22 protein-coding genes and 1 pseudogene are annotated in these 18,505 nt (G+C 68.3%); 14 read left to right on the top strand and 9 right to left on the bottom strand.

Features of this window, described 5'->3' with window-relative positions; translation table 11 throughout:
• Window positions 1–210: 210 nt before the first annotated feature.
• Together fabI and VGP60_RS40290 are read right to left on the bottom strand one after the other, a co-directional pair.
• A complete protein-coding gene (fabI, locus tag VGP60_RS40295; protein WP_327553497.1) occupies window positions 211–978 on the bottom strand; it encodes an enoyl-ACP reductase FabI in 768 nt (255 codons plus the stop codon).
• A 48-nt stretch (window positions 979–1,026) separates the two neighbouring features.
• Entirely contained in the window at window positions 1,027–1,731 is a 705-nt protein-coding gene (locus tag VGP60_RS40290; protein WP_327553496.1) for a beta-ketoacyl-ACP reductase, read from the bottom strand.
• A 698-nt stretch (window positions 1,732–2,429) separates the two neighbouring features.
• Here VGP60_RS40290 and VGP60_RS40285 point away from each other — a divergent pair.
• Window positions 2,430–2,927, top strand: a complete 498-nt coding sequence (locus VGP60_RS40285; RefSeq protein ID WP_327553495.1) for a hypothetical protein — start codon at window positions 2,430–2,432, stop codon at window positions 2,925–2,927.
• Here the strand turns inward: VGP60_RS40285 and VGP60_RS40280 are convergent.
• From VGP60_RS40280 to VGP60_RS40265, 4 genes are all read right to left on the bottom strand, one after another.
• On the bottom strand, window positions 2,890–3,456 hold the full coding sequence (locus VGP60_RS40280) for a hypothetical protein (protein WP_327553507.1): 567 nt from the start codon (window positions 3,454–3,456) through the stop codon (window positions 2,890–2,892). The two genes, VGP60_RS40285 and VGP60_RS40280, sit on opposite strands and share 38 nt — an antisense overlap.
• A 149-nt stretch (window positions 3,457–3,605) precedes the next feature.
• The gene (locus VGP60_RS40275; RefSeq protein ID WP_327553494.1) at window positions 3,606–4,730 is read right to left on the bottom strand and encodes a hypothetical protein; all 1,125 of its coding nucleotides are present in this window, start codon (window positions 4,728–4,730) and stop codon (window positions 3,606–3,608) included.
• A 5-nt stretch (window positions 4,731–4,735) separates the two neighbouring features.
• Complete coding sequence (locus VGP60_RS40270; RefSeq protein ID WP_327553493.1) at window positions 4,736–5,065, bottom strand: hypothetical protein; 330 nt, start codon at window positions 5,063–5,065, stop codon at window positions 4,736–4,738.
• A 25-nt stretch (window positions 5,066–5,090) separates the two neighbouring features.
• Entirely contained in the window at window positions 5,091–5,570 is a 480-nt protein-coding gene (locus tag VGP60_RS40265; RefSeq protein WP_327553492.1) for a YbaB/EbfC family nucleoid-associated protein, read from the bottom strand.
• A gap of 225 nt (window positions 5,571–5,795) precedes the next feature.
• Between VGP60_RS40265 and VGP60_RS40260 the strand changes: the two genes are divergently transcribed.
• Window positions 5,796–6,740, top strand: coding sequence for an alpha/beta hydrolase (locus VGP60_RS40260; RefSeq protein WP_327553491.1), 945 nt, complete (start codon window positions 5,796–5,798; stop codon window positions 6,738–6,740).
• Window positions 6,741–6,746: 6 nt separating this feature from the next.
• Here the strand turns inward: VGP60_RS40260 and VGP60_RS40255 are convergent, their stop codons facing one another.
• Complete coding sequence (locus VGP60_RS40255) at window positions 6,747–7,025, bottom strand: hypothetical protein (protein ID WP_327553490.1); 279 nt, start codon at window positions 7,023–7,025, stop codon at window positions 6,747–6,749.
• A gap of 132 nt (window positions 7,026–7,157) precedes the next feature.
• On the opposite strand from VGP60_RS40255, the gene VGP60_RS40250 reads away from it, so the two are divergent.
• The 4 genes and pseudogenes from VGP60_RS40250 to VGP60_RS41885 all read left to right on the top strand — a co-directional run.
• A complete protein-coding gene (locus VGP60_RS40250; protein ID WP_327553489.1) occupies window positions 7,158–7,994 on the top strand; it encodes a hypothetical protein in 837 nt (278 codons plus the stop codon).
• A 443-nt stretch (window positions 7,995–8,437) separates the two neighbouring features.
• Window positions 8,438–10,708: a M4 family metallopeptidase gene (locus VGP60_RS40245; protein WP_327553488.1), complete on the top strand. Its 2,271-nt coding sequence runs from the start codon at window positions 8,438–8,440 to the stop codon at window positions 10,706–10,708.
• 28 nt (window positions 10,709–10,736) lie between these two features.
• The gene (locus VGP60_RS40240) at window positions 10,737–11,168 is read left to right on the top strand and encodes a nuclear transport factor 2 family protein (RefSeq protein WP_327553487.1); all 432 of its coding nucleotides are present in this window, start codon (window positions 10,737–10,739) and stop codon (window positions 11,166–11,168) included.
• A gap of 24 nt (window positions 11,169–11,192) precedes the next feature.
• A pseudogene (locus VGP60_RS41885) lies at window positions 11,193–11,330 on the top strand (hypothetical protein); the annotation flags it as partial.
• 23 nt (window positions 11,331–11,353) lie between these two features.
• Here VGP60_RS41885 and VGP60_RS40235 read toward each other — a convergent pair.
• On the bottom strand, window positions 11,354–11,506 hold the full coding sequence (locus VGP60_RS40235; RefSeq protein ID WP_327553486.1) for a hypothetical protein: 153 nt from the start codon (window positions 11,504–11,506) through the stop codon (window positions 11,354–11,356).
• A gap of 80 nt (window positions 11,507–11,586) precedes the next feature.
• Here VGP60_RS40235 and VGP60_RS40230 point away from each other — a divergent pair, with 80 nt between their 5' ends.
• From VGP60_RS40230 to VGP60_RS40205, 6 genes are all read left to right on the top strand, one after another.
• Window positions 11,587–11,790 carry a hypothetical protein gene (locus tag VGP60_RS40230; RefSeq protein ID WP_327553485.1) on the top strand — a complete coding sequence of 68 codons (204 nt, stop codon included), beginning with the start codon at window positions 11,587–11,589 and terminating at the stop codon, window positions 11,788–11,790.
• An 80-nt stretch (window positions 11,791–11,870) separates the two neighbouring features.
• Entirely contained in the window at window positions 11,871–13,199 is a 1,329-nt protein-coding gene (locus VGP60_RS40225) for an MFS transporter (protein ID WP_327553484.1), read from the top strand.
• A gap of 16 nt (window positions 13,200–13,215) precedes the next feature.
• Complete coding sequence (locus VGP60_RS40220) at window positions 13,216–13,875, top strand: response regulator transcription factor (protein ID WP_327553483.1); 660 nt, start codon at window positions 13,216–13,218, stop codon at window positions 13,873–13,875.
• Window position 13,876: 1 nt separating this feature from the next.
• Window positions 13,877–15,274 carry a HAMP domain-containing sensor histidine kinase gene (locus tag VGP60_RS40215; protein WP_327553482.1) on the top strand — a complete coding sequence of 466 codons (1,398 nt, stop codon included), beginning with the start codon at window positions 13,877–13,879 and terminating at the stop codon, window positions 15,272–15,274.
• The gene (locus VGP60_RS40210; protein ID WP_327553481.1) at window positions 15,271–16,215 is read left to right on the top strand and encodes a TAXI family TRAP transporter solute-binding subunit; all 945 of its coding nucleotides are present in this window, start codon (window positions 15,271–15,273) and stop codon (window positions 16,213–16,215) included. The genes VGP60_RS40215 and VGP60_RS40210 overlap by 4 nt, the downstream gene beginning before the upstream one ends.
• 83 nt (window positions 16,216–16,298) lie before the next feature.
• Window positions 16,299–16,691, top strand: coding sequence for a thioesterase family protein (locus tag VGP60_RS40205; protein WP_327553506.1), 393 nt, complete (start codon window positions 16,299–16,301; stop codon window positions 16,689–16,691).
• A gap of 4 nt (window positions 16,692–16,695) precedes the next feature.
• Here the strand turns inward: VGP60_RS40205 and VGP60_RS40200 are convergent, their stop codons facing one another.
• Window positions 16,696–17,844 (bottom strand): epoxide hydrolase family protein, encoded by a 1,149-nt coding sequence (locus VGP60_RS40200; RefSeq protein WP_327553480.1) that lies wholly within the window; start codon window positions 17,842–17,844, stop codon window positions 16,696–16,698.
• Between the two features lie 17 nt (window positions 17,845–17,861).
• Here VGP60_RS40200 and VGP60_RS40195 point away from each other — a divergent pair, with 17 nt between their 5' ends.
• The gene (locus tag VGP60_RS40195; RefSeq protein ID WP_327553479.1) at window positions 17,862–18,326 is read left to right on the top strand and encodes a tRNA (cytidine(34)-2'-O)-methyltransferase; all 465 of its coding nucleotides are present in this window, start codon (window positions 17,862–17,864) and stop codon (window positions 18,324–18,326) included.
• A 9-nt stretch (window positions 18,327–18,335) separates the two neighbouring features.
• Window positions 18,336–18,505, top strand: a 170-nt coding sequence (locus tag VGP60_RS41880; RefSeq protein ID WP_414640480.1) for a helix-turn-helix domain-containing protein, incomplete at its 3' end; no start/stop codon positions are given.

Genomic DNA, 18,505 nt, shown 5'->3' with positions numbered 1-18,505 from the left:
CACGTCCGGCTACGTCTCCCACTACCGCAGTAAACCCGTTGGGCGGCAGGCGAAAGAACCACAGCGCGCGGGGCCGCCGAAAACACAGTGATGCCGCGCGAACCTCAGGACTGAAATGAATGGACCTTTCATCTCAAAAAACGAGATGAAAGGTCCATTCATGCCACGGCTAAGCCGGGACGGACAGGCCGTGCCCACCCGAGTCGGAGACTAGATACCCAGCGCGTGGACTCCACCGTCGACCATGATCATCGAGCCGGTAGTAGCGGGCAGCCAGTCCGACAGCGCCACGCACACGGTCTTCGCCGTGGGAATCGGGTCCGAGCTGTCCCAGCCGAGCGGAGCGCGCTCGCCCCAGCCCTCTTCCAGCTCGCCGAAGCCGGGAATCGACTTGGCGGCCATGGTCTTCATCGGTCCCGCGCTGACGAGGTTCACCCGGATCCCCTTGGGGCCGAGATCGCGCGCCAGGTACCGGTTCACCGACTCCAGCGCGGCCTTCGCGACGCCCATCCAGTTGTAGACCGGCCAGGCGACGCGGGCGTCGAAGTCCATGCCGACGATCGAGGAGCCGGGGCTCAGCAACGGCAGGGTCGCCACGGCGAGGGACTTGAACGAAAACGCCGAGACGTCGACGGCGATCTTCACGTCGTCGGCGGGCGCGTCCAGGAACGGCGCGCCCAGGCAGGTCTGCGGGGCGTAGCCGATGGAGTGCAGCACTCCATCGAGGCCGTCGACGTGCTCGCGGACGCGGTCGGCCAACGAGGCCAGGTGCTCCTCGTTCGTGATGTCCAGTTCCAGCACCGGCGCGGGCTGCGGCAGGCGCTTGGCGATGCGCTCCACCAGCGACATGCGGCCGAAGCCGGTGAGGATCACCGTGGCGCCCTGTTCCTGGGCGATCTTGGCGGCGTGGAATGCCAGCGAAGCATCGGTGATGACACCGGTGATCAGCAGGCGCTTACCTTCGAGAAGTCCGGACACCTTGTCCTCCAGTTTCGGGAAAGTCGTTACAAGACAAGAAATCGGGAACTAGTGGCCCATACCGAGGCCGCCGTCGACGGGCAGTACGGCACCGTTGACGTAACCGGCCTCTTCCGAAGCCAGGAACCGCACCGCGGCGGCGATGTCGGCGGGGTCCGCGTAGCGGCCGGCCGGGATGTTCTCGAGTGCCTTCGCGCGCACGGCTTCGGAGAGCTGCTCGGTCATGTCCGTGGTGACGAACCCGGGTGCGACGACGTTGGCGGTGATGTTGCGCGAGCCGAGTTCACGGGCGAGCGAACGCGCGAGGCCGACGAGACCGGCCTTGCTGGCCGCGTAGTTGACCTGTCCGGCGCCGCCCATGAGGCCGACCACGGACGAGACGAAGATGAACCGGCCCCACTTGCCCCGCAGCATGCCCCGCGAAGCGCGCTTGGCGACGCGGTACGCGCCGGTGAGGTTCGCGTCGACGACCCGGGTGAACTGGTCCTCGCTCATGCGCATCAGCAGCGTGTCATCGGTTATGCCGGCGTTGGAGACGAGCACCTCGACCGGGCCCTGGTGCTCCTCGACGAGCGTGAACGCGGCATCGATCTGCTCGGCGTCGGTGACGTCCGCCTGCACTCCGAACAAGCCCTCGGGCGCGCCCGAACCCCGGTGCGTCACGGCGACCTTGTGCCCCTGCGCGGCGAGGTCCCGGGCTATCGCCAGGCCGATCCCGCGATTGCCGCCGGTAACCAGAACGGACCGTCCCACTTAACACTCCTCGGTTCACCATCTTCGCTGCTGACGAGGTGAGGTTATCGGCTGGCCCGCCGCGCACCGAACCCGCGCCACCCCTACCTACGGGTAACCGCGATCGTCCTAACCGGACTTCCGGCACCCGCCGGCGGCGGAAGTCTTTGGCGGGCAACGGTCGGCTCCACCAGGCAGCCTTACGGAATCAGGCCACGTCCCGCAGGGCCGGACCGGTGGCGGGAGCCGGTGTCAGGGTGACAACCCAGCGTGACCGAAATCGCACCTGGCCGGCCCGGCGGCGTCAGTTCCGTGGTCCCGGCCACCCCGGTCGCCACCCCGGTCGGCCATCCTGCCGATCCGCGCACCTTCCCAGCCGCCGTTCCACTGCCTAACCTTGACTGCATCGCGAGGCTCGGCGCCCGCGCGGCGGTCAGCGTGAGGTGATGCGGGTGGACACCCTCTATCCCGCCCGGATTTCCCGTCCCGACCTACCGGTTCCTTGTGCCCCAGGCAAAAGATCGCGATGGGGCGGGCGGGCGAAATAGCCCAGTCATTGCTTTCCTACGCGACGAAGAGCAGTTTTGTCCTCGCCGGATACGCGCGAATGGCCGGCGTGCCCTTCGCGAGCGACGTCTCGGTGCTCGGCCTTTCGTTCACCCGGTTGTACGACGACCTCTTCGACGAGACCGACAGCCACGAACTCGAGCACCGGCTCGGTGAATTGTTCGAACTCGGCGTGGGCCAGGGACCGCGGCGACCCGATCCACACCGCGGTCAGCGCCGTGCACCGGTACCAGATCCAGGCCCGCTGCCAGCGCGATCCCTCGGCCTCACAGTTCGCCCTCGCGGAGGTCACCCGCCACAAGGGCGGTCACGGCACGTTGGCGGTCTTCGCGTTGGTGCGGCCCAACCTCGGGCGGCACGAGCAGGAACTGATCCTCGAGATCGGCGAGACCCTCCAACTGCTGGACGACTACCTGGACGTCGACGAAGACCGCCGGAACCACACACGCACCCTGGCCACCGAAGGCCAGTTGAACCTGGAGGAGGTCTGCCGGCGGCTCCCGTCCCGGACGCGCCCGATCGCCATGGGACATCGTCTCCCGTCCCGGCGAAAGCCCCTGCGCCCCGGCACCCGTCGACAGCAGCCAGACGCGGGTTCCGCGGCTGCCGGTTTCAGGTCTCGTCGAGCCGGTCGCCGTTCCAGTGGATGATGTCCGGGGACTCGTGATACTTCCGCAGGTGCCGCACCTCGGTGCGGCCTTGCAGCGGGAAGGTGAAACTCGATCCGTCCGGCCAGGTCAGGGTTCGCGTGCGAAAACTGACGGCCGGTGCCTGCGGTTTGCGTGCCTGCCAGGCGATCTGTGGCGCGGGCGCGGCGGCCGGATCGGCGAGGGTCGATCCCGTGTCCACCACCGCGATGCTCGACGGTGAGAACACCAGCCATCGGCCCTTCACCGGCCCGAGCTTGTCGAGCAGGTCGAGCGCCATCGCGTTCGCGGGGCCGGTGACGCGGATTTCCCGGTTGAACAAGTGCGCCGCTCCACGCGGGTCGACGCCGTTCACCAGGGAGAAGACGAAGGCCCCCGCACCGCCGATTCCGCGCAGGACGTTCCAGAAGAACCGCCGCACGAGCCGTTTTCCTTTGACCGTACCGTCCATGCGCCTGCCGGGGACGTCGAATCCCAGGTCGGTGTCACCAAGACACAGCACGATGACCGGCTCGTGCCACTGGTCCCGCATGAACTCCTCGACGCGTTCCCGGAACCCGGGACGCACCAGGAGCTTGTCCCTCTTGAGATCCAGGCGCTCCTGATGCGCGAACACTTTCCCCGCTGCCCGCCGCCTGGCTTCAGTGGGCGCCGGCTCCGCGAGTTCGCCGGGATCGGCGCCTAGATGTCGAGGTTCTCCCGGGTCTTCTCCGGGCTCTGATCCCCGCCGATCGCGCTCTTGTTGAACCACGGTTCCCCCTCTTCCGGTGTGACGGCGTCCTTGACCTCGCCCGAGACGCCTTTGGCGACCCCGATACCGGCCTTGACGCTCGCACCGGCGATCAGCGGGCTCGCACCGACCGTCGTGCCGAACATCGTACTGAGCATCCGGTTGCTCGGCTGGAAGCCCTGCGCGACCGCGCCGAAGCCGAACTTGGTCTCCCCCGGCATCACGCCGACCCGCAGTTTCCTGGCGAAAACCTCCAGTTTTCCGGAGAACTTGGCCAAGAACTCCATGAACTTGTCGAGCAGCTTGCCGAACTTGCCGAGGTAGCGGGTGACCTTCTGCAGCACCGAGGCGGCTTTGGCGATGGACGCGGTCATCGCGGCGGCGACCGAGCCGCCGAAGCTGATCACCGACGCGGCCAGCGCGGGCAGCCAGAGCGTGATCAGCCAGGAGACCAGCTCGGTGATGATCGCCTTGATCACCTCTTCGATGACCACCATGACCATCGACCACATCTGCAGCACCTCGGCCACCGAACCGGCGGCCGAGCCGATGCCGCGGATACCGGACGAGAAGTCGCCGAGCGCTTCCCGCGCCGCGTTGCCGGCCTCGTCCACCCACTCGGCCAGCGCGGTATCACCGGTCCGCTCGAAGTCCTCGGCGAGCGCGACGAAGCCCTGCGCGATCGTGGTGTAGTTGCCCGAAGCGTGCCCGATCGCCGGGCCGTCCCCGGTGACCTGGTGCAACGCGTCCTGCAGCGGCTGGACCAGTTCGAGCAGCATGTTCAGCCCGTGGCTGACCAGCCAGCCGATCGGGTCCATGGCGAAGGTGACCATGTCACCGGCGGCGGCGCCGACGAACGACGCTCCGTCGCCGACCAGCGCGGCACCCGCGGACGCCAGTTCACCCGGGCTGTCCGCCTCGGCCGCCTGCTGGGCGTGCGCGGCGACCGACTTGCCGGACTTGTAGATCGTGCCGGCCACGGGCACGTAGCCCATCGCGCGATCGAGGTTCGCACTCGTGCTCTCGTCGTACCCCTCGACGTTCAGGGCGTCGGCGATGCTCTTCTTCTCCGTCATGAGCCCTACTTCCCCGCCGCGTCGATTTCCGCCTGATACGCACCGAAGGTGACCACCCCGGCCTCTTCGGTGCCCCGGTACATCTCCCCGGCCTTGGTGAGCTTGCCCGCCAACGTGTCCACGCCGTCCTTCAGCTCGGTCAACAGCGAGCGCAGTTCGGTAAGGCGCTCGGTGTAGCCCTGTTTGGCGAAGATGCCGACGATTCCCCACGCCTCGTCGGTCACGTCGGCCGCGTCGATCTTGGCGCCGAACTTGTCCGCTTCCTCTTCGTAGAAAGGGAGCTGCCGGGCGTAGTCGAAGATCGCGTCGGTGTTCGTCTGTATTCCGTCTGGCATCGCGGGACTCTCTCGGTCGGAATGGTCAGTCGCGGCGGAGGAAGGAGTTCTGGTCGAAGTAGTCGTCGTCCTGCGCGGCGGGTCGACGCCGTGGCGCCTGCTGTTCCGACGCGGGCTCTTCCGCGGTGGTTCCCATCGCTTCGGCCTGGGCCTGACGGACCTGCTCCGTGGTGTTGACGCCGAACGCGTCACCGAACGCGTCGTCCACGATCCCTGCCTGCTGCCGGACGGCTCCGGCGACGGCCTGACGCAGGGTGTCCATGATGATCGCGGACAGCCTGCCCGCCTCGATGTGCATGGCGCCCGCGGCGAGCCGGAGGTCGGTGACGGTTCCCCCGGCGCCCGCCACCACCGTGACATTGCCGTCCGGCGACCTCACGGTGGTCTCGATCCGCGCGATCTGCTCCTGCATGTCGCCGACCCCGGCGAACCGGGCCTCCGCCTGCCGCGCCTTGGCCTGGAAACTCTCGAACTGGGCGATCAGCTGCTCCATGTGCGCGGACATCACCACTCCCTTGCGCTGTGTCTTGGCCTGCGCCCGGATTATGACAGAGCCGCGCGTTCACCAGTCGGTTTTCCGCGGATCACCGGTGGTCGCGACGGACCGCCGGCATCAGGCGGGCGCGCGCCCGGCGGGTCACGGACCCGATATGGGCGACGCGTGGCGGATGAACCCCGCGCCGGGCGACGCCAGTATTGACGGCAGTCACCCGGACAACGGAGGAACCCGATGAGCTATCCGATCGATCCCGAGCTCGCAGGCGCACTGGCGATACTGCCGAGGATGGACTTCTCCGACCTGCCCGCGGCGCGGCGCCAGATGAAGGAGCAGTTCACCGCGGCCTTCGACGAGCCCGAAACCGACGGCGTCACCGTCCGCGAGGAACTCGTACCCGGCTCCGGCGGCGGCCCCGACGTCAAGGTGCGCGTCTACACCCCGGACAGCGTCGCCGCGAAGTCGGCGATCCTGGACATCCACGGCGGCGGTTTCATCATCGGCGACGTCGACATCGACCACCCGGCCAACCTGCGCTTCGCCCGTGAACTCGGCGTGGTCGTGGTGTCGGTGGACTACCGGCTCGCGCCAGAGGCCCCCTACCCGTCCGGACTGGAGGACTGCTACTCCGCGCTGGTCTGGATGGACAAGCACGCCGACGAGCTCGGTATCGACCCCGCCCGGATCGTCGTCCACGGGGTCAGTGCCGGTGGCGGCCTGTCGGCGGCGCTCGCGCTGCTGGCCCGCGACCGCGGCGGCCCGGCGATCGCCTTCCAGTTCCTCGCCGTCCCCGAGATCGACGACCGGCTCGAGACCCCGAGCATGCGCGCCTTCGTCGACACGCCCATCTGGAACCGGCCGAACACGGAGTTCAGCTGGGACAGCTACCTCGGCGCCGGTGTCCGCGGCACCGAAGGCGTCCCGATCTACGCCGCCCCGGCCAGGGCCACCGACCTGGCCGGCCTGCCACCGGCCTACATCTCGGTGATGGAGTTCGACCCGCTGCGCGACGAGGGCATCGCCTACGCACAGGGCCTGCTCGCCGCCGGTGTCACCGTGGAACTGCACCTGTTCCCCGGCACGTTCCACGGCTCCTCGATGATGCAGCAGGCGACCGTCAGCCGCCGGGAGGCCGCCGAGTCGCTCGCCGTCCTGGCCCGCGTCCTCGGCGTCGACTGACTCTCGTCAGGCCCGCACGGCGAGGCGGCGGGCGAGGGCAGCCTGGTGCAGGGATCCCTTGCGGCAGAAGGCTTCCAGCGTCTCAACGACGGGCTCGGCACCCGGCACCGCGAACCGCTCGGCGAGCCGGGCCTTGCAACCACGACCGCCGCGCGTCGAGCCCGTCGGCGGTTTCGCCGATACCGATTCGGACCGCGCCCGCGGTACTGCGTTCGCGGGCGCGGCCGGCCAGCGCTCGGCGATCGCAGATCTGAGCGCTTTCGTCGGCCTTGTTCGCTGCCCCAAAGGGAACCGGATTCGAGTCGCCGCGTTCCTAGGATGATTCTTTCTCGTCCACTCGCCCAGGGGGTGAGTCTCATGGCAGACGCAACGGCGGCACCTGGTCCAGGATGGGGCAGGCGCTGGTGGAAGCGAATCATGGCAACGGTTCTCAGCATGGGGGCGCTCGCGGGCGCGATCACGGCCGTCATTTCGCTGCGTCCGACTCCGGACCCGGAAGACAGTGCTGCCTTCACCTCGGAAATCCTCGTCAGCGCACCACTCACACTCGGCGAGTACACCCGTAGCGTGACGCCGACTCCGCGCGGTTTCCGGCCGCTGCCGACCAGCACGCCGACGTCGGCCACCGCACCGTCGTTTACCGACACTCGGGGCACCTCGTCCACCAAGCCGTCCACGTCCACATCGGTGACGCCACTTACTCCGACAACGGACCAGGAGCCAGCGGTCACCATGGACAGAATTCAGGTACCGCCTTCGGTGGACCCGGTGAAACTCTGCACCGCGACCAGCGACGCGCTCAGCCGCGCGGGCGACGAAATCTCGGTCCCCAAAGAATGTGTGCCGGCGATCAAGTGGCTCGCGGCGGGAAGTTCCGTAACCCCCCAAGGCAAGCCGGTTTCCCCGGCGGAAGCCGCCGCCAAAGTGGTCCAGGTGCTCAAAAACGCCCGGCTCAAGAAGAAGGAACCCGTCGGTGTGCTGGTCACCGCGAACATCGAACTGGCCGGGCTCCGCGGCAAAGAGGTCATGGTCAGCTGGAGCATGCGGCAGGCGACCGGCGGGAAACCGGTGCACGCGGACTGGATGAACGAAAATCTCGTCTACCGGATCGTGCCGGGCACCGCTCGTGACACGACTTCCGTCGACCTCTGGGTCCCGCTTCCCAAGGCAACGAGCTCCTACGTGATCGCTGCCGGCCTCACGACAGGCGGCTCGAAGCTGGCCAGCGCGCAAAGCAGTCCTTTCACCGGGTAGGCGTGGCCGTATAGGCCGTTATACGCGCACCTCATGACCTCGCCTGGCCGGCGAGCGCAGTTTCCTTTCCTGAAGCCAGCCCCAGCACGAAGAGTCACCAGGGCGCGGCCGGTCCGCCGAAACGCGCTTCCGCCTGCCCGTCCGGCACATGCCGGGCGGGCAGTAAACCGCCATCTGTCGACAGATGGCGGTTTCTCGCGCGTTTTCGGCAAAAATCATGTTTTCACGAAAAGGGCGAATACATCCGAATTGCGCCCTTCTCGCTGGGGTGTCTCGTTTATGAGGTATTGCTAACGCTGAATAACATCAATACGTTCGTCGCTTGTTCACCGGCGGCGCGGGGCGGATCCTTGCTTTCGTTCGTATCAGTGCCTTTCTCCCCTTCCGTACCCGTCCCGGCCACAAACCCGGGGCGCGTTCGCCCTGCCCCGAGGAGATCCACCGTGAAACTGAGACGACCTTTCGTCTTGGCCGCGACCGGCATACTGGTCGCCGGGCTCGCCGCCACCACCGCACAGGCACAACCGTCCACCAGTACCGCGCAAAGCGCCGAAGCCATGGCCTCCGACGCCGCGGCCGGTCTGGTGGCCACCCGCCCGGCGGCGTTGCACGCCAGCGCGAACGACACTTTCGTCCAGCACAAGGTGATCTCCTCGACCGACGGGCTGAAGTACATCCCGTACGACCGGACCTACAAGGGTCTCCCGGTCGTCGGCGGTGACTTCGTCGTCGTCACCGACTCGGCCGGGCAGGTCCTGACCACCTCGGTCGGGCAGGACACCACGATCGACCTGGCCAGTGTCACCCCGGCGGTGACCAAGGCACAGGCGGAGTCCGTCGCCTCGAAGCAACTGGCCACTGTGGACAGTGTGGGCGCCGCGCAGCTCGTCACCTACGCCCTCGGCACGCCGAAACTCGCTTGGCAGAGCACGATTCTCGGCCGTGACGCCGAAGGACCGAGCAAGCTCGACGTCACCGTCGACGCCGCGAACGGCACCGTGCTCCACACGCAGGAACACGTCATGCACGGCACCGGCACCAGCGCGTGGAACGGCCCGAACCCGGTGCCGCTGACCACCACGCACACCGGCAGCACCTACTCGCTGAAAGACCCGGCGGTCACCAACCTCAGCTGCCAGGACGCGGCGAACAACACCACGTTCAGCGGTACCGACGACGCGTGGGGCAACGGCACCGCCACCGCCCGCGAAACAGGCTGCGTCGACGCGCTCTTCGCGGCCCAGACCGAGAACAAGATGCTCACGCAATGGCTGGGCCGCAACAGCTTCGACGGCGCGGGCGGCGGCTGGCCGATCAGGGTCGGCCTCAACGACCTGAACGCCTACTACGACGGCAGCCAGGTCCAGATCGGACACAACCAGTCCAACCAGTGGATCGGGTCCCTCGACGTCGTGGCGCACGAACTCGGCCACGGCATCGACGACCACACCCCCGGCGGGATCTCGGGCAGCGGCACGCAGGAGTTCGTCGCCGACGTCTTCGGCGCGTCCACCGAGTCGTTCGCCAACGAGCCGTCCCCGTACGACGTCCCGGACTTCCTGGTCGGCGAGACGATCAACCTGGTCGGCAACGGCCCGATCCGCAACATGTACAACCCGTCCGCGCTCGGCCACGCCAACTGCTACTCCAGCTCGGTCCCGGGCTCCGAGGTGCACGCGGCCGCCGGCCCCGGCAACCACTGGTACTACCTGCTGGCCAACGGCTCCAGCCCCACCAACGGGCAGCCGGCCAGCTCCACTTGCAACAGCTCCACGGTGACCGGTCTCGGCGTCCAGACCGCGATGAAGATCTTCTACAACGCGATGCTGATCAAGACCAGCGGCGCCTCGTACCTGAAGTACCGCACCTGGACACTGACCGCGGCGAAGAACCTCTTCCCCGGCAGCTGCGCCGAGTTCAACAAGGTGAAGGCCGCTTGGGACGCCGTCAGCGTCCCCGCCCAGTCCGCCGACCCGACCTGCAGCGCGACCGGTACGGTCACGGTGAACAGCCCGGGCAACCAGTCCAGCACGATCGGAACCGCGGTCAGCCTGCCGCTCTCGGCCGGCGGCGGCACCTCGCCGTACACCTGGACCGCCGGCGGCCTGCCCGCCGGCCTGTCGATCAACTCCTCCACCGGCACCATCTCCGGCACGCCGAGCACCGCGAACACCTACAACGTGACGGCGACCGCGACCGACAGCGCCGCGCACAGTGGTTCCACCTCGTTCAGCTGGACCGTCGGCACCACCGGCGGGAACTGCTCGGGACAGAAGCTGGCCAACCCCGACTTCGAATCCGGTAACACCGGGTGGACCGCCAGCACCGGCGTCATCGCCCAGAGCGGCTCCCAGCAGCCCACCCACGGCGGCACCTGGAACGCCTGGCTCAACGGCTACGGCACCACCCACACCGACACCTTGTCGCAGGCCGTGACCATCCCCGCAGGCTGCCACGCCAGCCTGACCTACTACCTGCACGTCGACAGCGCCGAAACGACCACGGCGACCGCCTACGACAAGCTGACCCTCACCGGCGGCACCACCACGCTGGCGAGCTACTCCAACCTGAACAAGGCCACCGGCTATGCCCTCAAGACCGTCGACCTGTCGTCGTTCGCCGGGCAGACCGTCACCCTGACGTTCACCGGCACCGAAGACAGTTCACTGAAGACCTCGTTCGTCCTCGACGACAGCGCGGTGACACTGAGCTGATCCCCCGATAATCAGCCCGCCAAGGACTGTGGGGAGGCCGGACACCCCGGCTTCCCCACCGTCCTTTTCGCACTGTCCACTCGACTTCACCGACCCGTTGACGATCGACTTCTCGTCCGTCGTCGACACCCCGCCGATGACCGTGCCGCTCGCCGACTACCTCGACGTCCTCCGCGCTTCCTTCGCGGGCTTCGCGGCGACCCACCATGCCATCACCGGCCACGTCGTCGAGATCGACGGCGACAGCGCGAAGCTCCACGCGCACGTTCGTGCCGATCACTGGTTGCCGGACGAGCTCGTCGACGGTGGACCCAATCACTGGCTGGTGGTCGGCTTCTACGACAACGAAGCGGTCCGCACGGCGGACGGCTGGCGCTTCAACCGCGTGAAGCTCACCGCGGCGCACCAGGAGAACCCGCATCTGTCGGGCGTCGCGATGGAGGCCGCCCAGGCTGTGTGACAACGAATTGGAGAGGATGGCCCGATGCCCCGGATCCGTGGAGCCAGCATCGAGGAACACAACGAGATGGTGTGGGCCGACCTCGCCGAGGCGATGCGGCAGCTGCTGCTCGAACGTGACTACGACTCGATCAACATGGGCCACATCGCCGCCCGGGCGGGACTCGCGCGCAACACGCTGTACAACTACGCCGGCGACAAGAACGCGCTGATCCTCGCGTTGACCGAGCGCGCGGGCCGGCCCACGGTCGCGCGGGTGGCCGCGATCGCCGCGCGGTCCGCGGACCCGGCCGCGAAGCGGATGCGGGAGATCATCGAGGCTGTCTTGCGGGCGTTCACCGACCAGACCCTGCAGCTGATGTTCCGGCCTGGCGGACGCCGAAGCGCCGTACAGCCCGTTCCGGGCGATCGTGGTCGAGGTGGAGAACGTCGTCCGGGACGGCGTTGCGCGCGGCGAGTTCCGCGACGTCGGCGACGTGCGCCTCAAGGTGGAGCTGCTGTCCGGTGTCATGCGGGCGGGCGCCGAACGCATCGGCCGGGACCCGGCCGCGGTCGCGGCCACCGTCCGCGCGGCGCGGGAGATCGTCCTCGTGTCTCTGGTCCACAGCCCGGAATCCTCTTAAGCGGAGGTTAGGAAAACGGCTTTGACCTTGTGACACCCGCCCGCGATCCGCAGGGTGAGCGTCAACACAGGAGGTCAACGATGACAACCGGCACCGCCGACTCGCCACCCGTAAGCGAGAAGCGAGTGGTCGCGAACGTGCTTCGCGGCTCGCTCGGGAACCTGATCGAGTGGTACGACTGGTACGCCTACGCGGCGTTCACCACGTATTTCGCCAAGTCGTTCTTCCCCAACGGCGACACGACCGCCGCTTTCCTCAACACCGCGGCCGTTTTCGCGGTGGGCTTTCTCATGCGCCCGCTCGGCGGCTGGATGCTCGGGCGGTTCGCGGACCGGTTCGGCAGGCGCACCGCGCTGGTGGCCTCGGTTTCGCTGATGGCGTTCGGTTCGCTGCTGATCGCGGTGACGCCGAGCTACGCCTCCATCGGTGTCGCGGCGCCGATCCTGCTGGTGTTCGCCCGTCTGCTCCAAGGCCTATCCGTCGGCGGTGAGTACTCGACGTCGGCGACCTACCTGTCCGAGGTGGCGACACCAGGCAAGCGTGGTTTCTACTCGAGCTTCCAGTACGTGACACTCGCCGGTGGTCAATTGCTCGCGCTCGGCCTGCAGATCGTCCTGCAGAACATCCTCACCGAGGCGCAGATGAACTCGTGGGGCTGGCGGATCGCCTTCGTCGTCGGCGCGATCGCCGCGGTCGGCGTGATGTACCTGCGACGCGGTATGGACGAATCCGAGAGCTACGAGCAGGAAAAAGCCGACAGCGGCAACGGCAAGCAGGCCGGGGACCGCGGCACGCTCCGGGCACTGGCCCAGTACCCGCGGGAGATCGCGCTCGTCGTCGGCCTCACCATGGGCGGCACGGTGGCGTTCTACACCTACGCCACCTACTCGCAGAAGTTCCTGGAGAACACCGCCGGGATCCCGAAGAAGACGGTCACGCTCATCCTCTTCTTCGCGCTGCTGATCTTCGCGCTGCTCCAGCCCGTCGCCGGGCGGCTCTCCGACCGGATCGGGCGACGGCCGATGCTGCTGTTCTTCGGCATCGCCGGCACCGTGCTGACCGTCCCGATCATGACCGCGATGTCGTCGGCGAGCAATCCGATCATGGCGTTCCTGCTGCTGATGGGCGCGCTGGTGATCGTCACCGGCTACACCTCCATCAACGCGATCGTGAAGGCCGAGCTGTTCCCGACGAAGATCCGCGCGCTCGGCGTCGGCCTGCCCTACGCGCTGACGGTCGCGGTGTTCGGCGGCACGGCCGAGCTCATCGCCCAGGCGCTCAAGAAGGCCGGGCACGAGTCGCTGTTCTTCTGGTACGTCGCCGCGTGCATCCTTGTCTCACTGATCGTGTACGGGACAATGCGCGAGACCTCGCACACCTCCGAGCTGGAGAAGTCCCGCGAGACCTGACGACGGAAGGCGAAGCGTGCACGTGCTGCTGGTCGAGGACGACAACGGTGTCGCCGGGGCCCTGGTCGAATCGCTGGAAGCCCGCGGCCACACGGTCACGAGCGTCCGGCGCGGCGGAGACGCCCTGATCAGGCACCGTGACGCCGACATGATGCTGCTGGACCTCGGGCTGCCCGACATGGACGGGCTCGAGGTGCTGCGGAAGGTCCGGCAGGTCTCCGAGCTCCCGGTGATGGTGCTGACCGCGCGCGACGACGAGCGGTCGATCGTGCGCGGCCTGCGCCTGGGTGCCGACGACTATCTGCCGAAACCGGTGCGGCTGGCGGAACTGCTGGCCAGGATGGACGCCGTGGTCCGCCGCGCGGGACTGCGCGGCGGACCACCACCCGAAGTGGTGAACTTCGGGGACGTCGAGGTCGACCTCGGCGCCCGTCGCGTCCTCGTCGGCGGTGCGGACGCGGGGCTGACGACCAAGGAGTTCGAGGTGCTCGCGGTGCTCGCCGCGCGGCCGGGCACCGCGGTGAGCCGTCAGCAACTGATGGACGAGGTCTGGGGCGACGCGTACCTCGCGGTGTCCCGGTCGCTGGACGTCCATCTGACCCAGCTGCGAGCGAAGCTCGACCGGCCGGGGCTGATCGCCACGATCCGTGGTTTCGGCTATCGGCTGGGCGGCTAGGTTGCGCACCCGTCTGCTGGTGGTGCTGGTGGCGTTCGCGCTGGCCGTGGTCGCCGCGTTCGCCGTCCCGCTGTTCGCGACCACCGCCGGGCAGCGGACCCAGCAGCTGGTCATCTCGCGCGGTGCGGACATCGACAGGTTCGTGGTCCTCGCCCAGCAGGCCGTCGACTCAAGCGATGTCGCCGCACTCGCGACGGAGGCGACACGGTACTCGAGCTTGTACGGCGAAGCGGTCGTCGTGGTCGACGCACGGCGCGTGCCGCTCGTCGGCACCGGCGGCTTGTCCGCGACCGATCCCGCGGTGCGGACGCTGGTCGAAGCCACCCTGCGCAACCAGCCGAGCCCGGGCCCGTCGAGGCTGGACCCGTGGTCGAGTGAACCCGTGCTGCTCGCGCGTCCCGTCGGGACAGGGACCCGCGTCGCCGGTGTCGTCGTGCTGCAGGCGTCGGTGACCAACGCCGCCGCCGACGTCTCGGCCAGCTGGGCATTGATCGTCTCCGGGGCGTTGCTGGTCGGCGCGCTGTTCGTCGCGCTGGCGGTGCTGCTCTCCCGCTGGATGGTCCGGCCGCTGCACGAACTCGAAGAAGGCGTGCTCTCGGTGACGGCCGGGCATCGCGCGCAGGTCCCCGATACCGCCGGGCCGCGGGAGCTCCGCTCGCTGACGACGTCGTTCAACCTGATGTCGGACGCCGTCGTCGAGGCGGCCGAGCAACAGCGCCGCCTGGTCGCCGACGCCTCCCACCAGCTCCGCAACCCGATGGCCGCGCTGCGGCTGCGCGTCGACTCCCTCGCCGTCCGCGTCGACGACGACGGCCAGCGCACCTATCGCGCCACCGTGGCCGAAGTCGAACGGCTGGAGTCCTTATTGGACGGTCTGCTCGCCCTCGCCCTCGCCGACAGTGCCGCCACCCGGCTCGCCGCCGGGCACACCGACGAGCCAGGCGACCTGCCGACGGTCGTGGCCGAGCGGGTCGACGCCTGGCGTCCCGCCGCCGAAAAAGCCGGGGCGCTGCTGCTCCCCCACGACGGCCACGCCGAGCCGCTCCTCGTCCGCTGCCCCGAATCGGAGCTCGCCCAGATCCTGGATGTGCTGCTGGACAACGCCGTCCACTACGCCGGACGCGGCTCCCATATCAAAACCCTTTGGGAGACAAGCGAAGGCGTCGCCCGGCTGATCGTCAGCGACGACGGCCCGGGGCTTTCCGCCGACGACCGTGCCCGGGCGACCGAGCGGTTCTGGCGCGCGGGTGGCGACGGCGCGCCTCGGGGCACCGGGCTCGGCCTCGCCATCGCGCACCAGCAGGTCCTCGCCCGCGGCGGACGTCTGGAGCTGCGACAGGCCCAGCCGGCCGGGCTCGAAGTGTGGATCGAGCTGCCGATCGCCGAGGAGCGGCCATGACCGTCACCCGGCGCGCGGTGCTCCTCGGCGGTCTCGCGACGCTGCTCGCGGGCTGCGCGAGCACGACGTACGACGGCCAGGAACGCACGCTGACCATCGCCGCCGGGGAAAGCGGCGGCTTCTACCTCGCGTTCGCGGAGCTGCTGGCCCAGCAACTGAACCGGGCCGAACCGCGCCTGCACTGCACGGCTGTCGCGACCGAAGCCAGTGTCGCCAACGTCCAGCTGCTCCAGAACGGCGGCGCCGACCTCGCCCTGAGCCTCGCCGATGTCGCGCAGACGGCGTTCGCGGGCTCGGACCCGTTCCCCCGGCCCATCGGACTCACCGCGCTCGGCCGGGTCTACGAGAACTACCTGCAGCTCGTCGTGCGCGCCGACGACGGGATCCGGACGCTCGCCGACCTCGCGGGCCGCCCGATCTCGCTCGGCGCCGGCGGCTCGGGCGCCGCGCTGCTCGGCGAACGCCTGCTGGACAAAGCCGGGCTGCGAGTCGACACCCGGAACCTGCTGCTGGCCGACGCGATCGCGTCGCTGCGGGACAAACGCATCGACGCGCTGCTGTGGTCGGGCGGGATCCCGACCCCGGCGATCGCCGAACTGAACACCGTCACGCCCATCCGGCTGCTGCCGCTGGGCACCGTCATCCCGGCCCTGCGCGCCGCGTACGGCTCGGTGTACGAGCAGGTCCAGGTGCCCGCGGCGGCGTACCGGGGCGTCGGTGAGCTACCGACGATCGGCGTCGCGAACCTGCTCGTCTGTTCTCCCGCGCTGCCCGACGAGGTGGCCGCCGCGGTGGTCCGCGTGCTGGTGAGCCGGGCCGCCGATCTCGTACCCGGACAGGCGATCGGGACCCAGTTCCTCGACGTGCGGACCTTGATCGGGACAGGCGCACTCCCCCTCCACCCGGGTGCGACCACGACCTACCGCGCGCTACACGGCTAGGCCCACCCGTCGCCCACCACCACCCTCAACGGAGACGCTGCGCGCCGCTGTATTTTTCCTGTGTGATCGAGCCAATCGTCCGCATGCCCCTGCGTGTCCGTTACCAAGAGTGCGACGGCCAGGGCATCGTGTTCAACGCCAACTACCTCGCCTACATCGACATGGCCAGCTTCGAGATGGACAAGGCGTTGTTCGGCTCGCACGCGGAGTTCAAGGCGTTCGGCGTCGACATGGTCGTCGCCGAAGCGAACGTGAAGTACCTGGCGCCCTGCCGGTTCGAAGACGACCTCGTGGTCAGCGCCCGGATCAGCCGTATCGGCACGACGTCGCTCATCGTCGACTTCGAGATCCACCGCGGCGACCGCCAGGTCACCACCGCCAAGCTCCGGTATGTCTTCATCGACCCCGTGACCTTCCGACCGACGCCCGCGCCCGAGCAGCTCCGGAAGATCTACGAGGCCCAGCTGCCTGCGTAGATCCTCAGCGCACCAGCCGGAAGAACGCCCGCACTTCGTCGACGAAGAGGTCTGGCTGCTCGAACGCCGCGAAGTGACCACCCTTCTCGAGTTCGCTCCCGTGCAAGATTTTCGTGTAGCGCTTCGCCGCCCACCGCCGTGACGGACGGGGCGTTTCCCTCGGGAAGATCGCGGCGCCCGTCGGGACGTCGACTGTGTCCACAGTGGACTTGGCGAACTTCTCCTCGACCTGTTTAAAGCTCTCCCAATACAACCGCGCCGCCGAAGCGCCGGTGGCGGGCAGCCAATGGAACATCAGGTTGTCGAGGAGTTCGTCGCGGGTGAACACGTTCTCCGGATGACCGCCGCAGTCGCTCCACGCGCGGAACTTCTCGACGATCCAGCCCGCCAGCCCGGCCGGTGAGTCGACAAGGCTGTAGCCAAGCGTCTGCGGACGCGTCGCCTGCTGGTTCGCGTAGCCGGACTCGTTCTCATGGATCCGCTTCAACGAGGCGATCGAGGCGCGCTCGAACTCGGTGAGGTCGCCGAACGTCTCCGGGTCCGGGGCGGCGATCGGCGGGTTGAGATGGATGCCGATCACGTGTCCGGGATCCTGCTGGGCGATGCTCGTGGTGACGCTGGTCCCCCAGTCGCCGCCTTGGGCGCCATAACGGTCGTAGCCGAGCCTGGCCATGAGCTGGGTCCAGGCCATGGCGATCTTCTCGACGTCCCAGCCGGGCTGGGACGGCTTGTCACTGAAGCCGTATCCCGGCAGCGACGGGCACACGACGTGGAACGGCAGATCGGACTCCGCGTCGGTGAGCGGGCCGATCACCTTGAGGAACTCGACGATCGAGCCGGGCCAGCCGTGTGTGAGGATCAGCGGCAGCGCGTCCGGGTTCGCCGACCGGACGTGCAGGAAGTGGATCCCGAGGCCGTCGATCTCGGTCCGGTACTGCGGCAGCGCGTTGAGCCGCTGTTCGGTCGCCCGCCAGTCGTAGTCGTCGGCCCAGTAGGCGCAGAGCTCACGCAGGTACGCGAGCGGAACGCCCTGCGACCAGTCGTCGACGGTCTCCGCCTCGGGCCAGCGGGTCCGCCGGAGTCGATCGCGCAGGTCCTGGAGCTCGGCGTCGGGAATCGCGATCTTGAAGGGTGTCAGGTCGTCGGCGCTCATACCGCTAGATTGTCCCGGTGTTCCGCATCCTCTTCTACCATCCTGAGATCCCGCCCAACACCGGCGCCGCGATCCGGCTGGCCGCGAACAGCGGCAGCGAACTGCACCTCGTGGAACCACTGGGTTTCAACTTCGAAGACAAGCAGCTCAAGCGCGCGGGTCTCGACTACCACGATCTCGCCCGCGTCACCGTCCACGCGGACCTGGACGCCGCTTGGGCCGCGCTGCTGCCCGCGAACGTCTACGCGTTCACGGCGTCGGCGACGCGGTTGCACACCGACGTCGCTTACGCCCCTGGCGACGTCCTGATGTTCGGCCCCGAGTCCGTCGGTCTCCCCGAGGACGTGCTGGGTGCTTCTCAGGTCACCGCCCAGGTGCGGCTGCCGATGATGCCCACCAACCGCTCGCTGAACCTCTCGAACGCCGCCGCCATCGGCGTCTACGAAGCCTGGCGCCAGAACGGCTACCAGGGCGGTGCATAAGGAATCTACATGGCCGACAAGCAAGCCGACTGGGAGTGGTACCGCAGTTTCCTGGCCGTCATGGAAGGGGGGTCGCTGTCGGCCGCCGCCCGCGCCATGGGCTTGACGCAGCCGACTGTGGGCCGCCACATCGACAGCCTCGAGCACGCGCTGGGCCTGAAACTGTTTACCCGCGCGTC

Source organism: Amycolatopsis sp., assembly GCF_036008905.1.
Classification (GTDB): Bacteria; Actinomycetota; Actinomycetes; order Mycobacteriales; family Pseudonocardiaceae; genus Amycolatopsis.
Note: the sequence above shows the minus strand (reverse complement) of the source record. Positions and strands in the feature narration are given on the sequence as shown.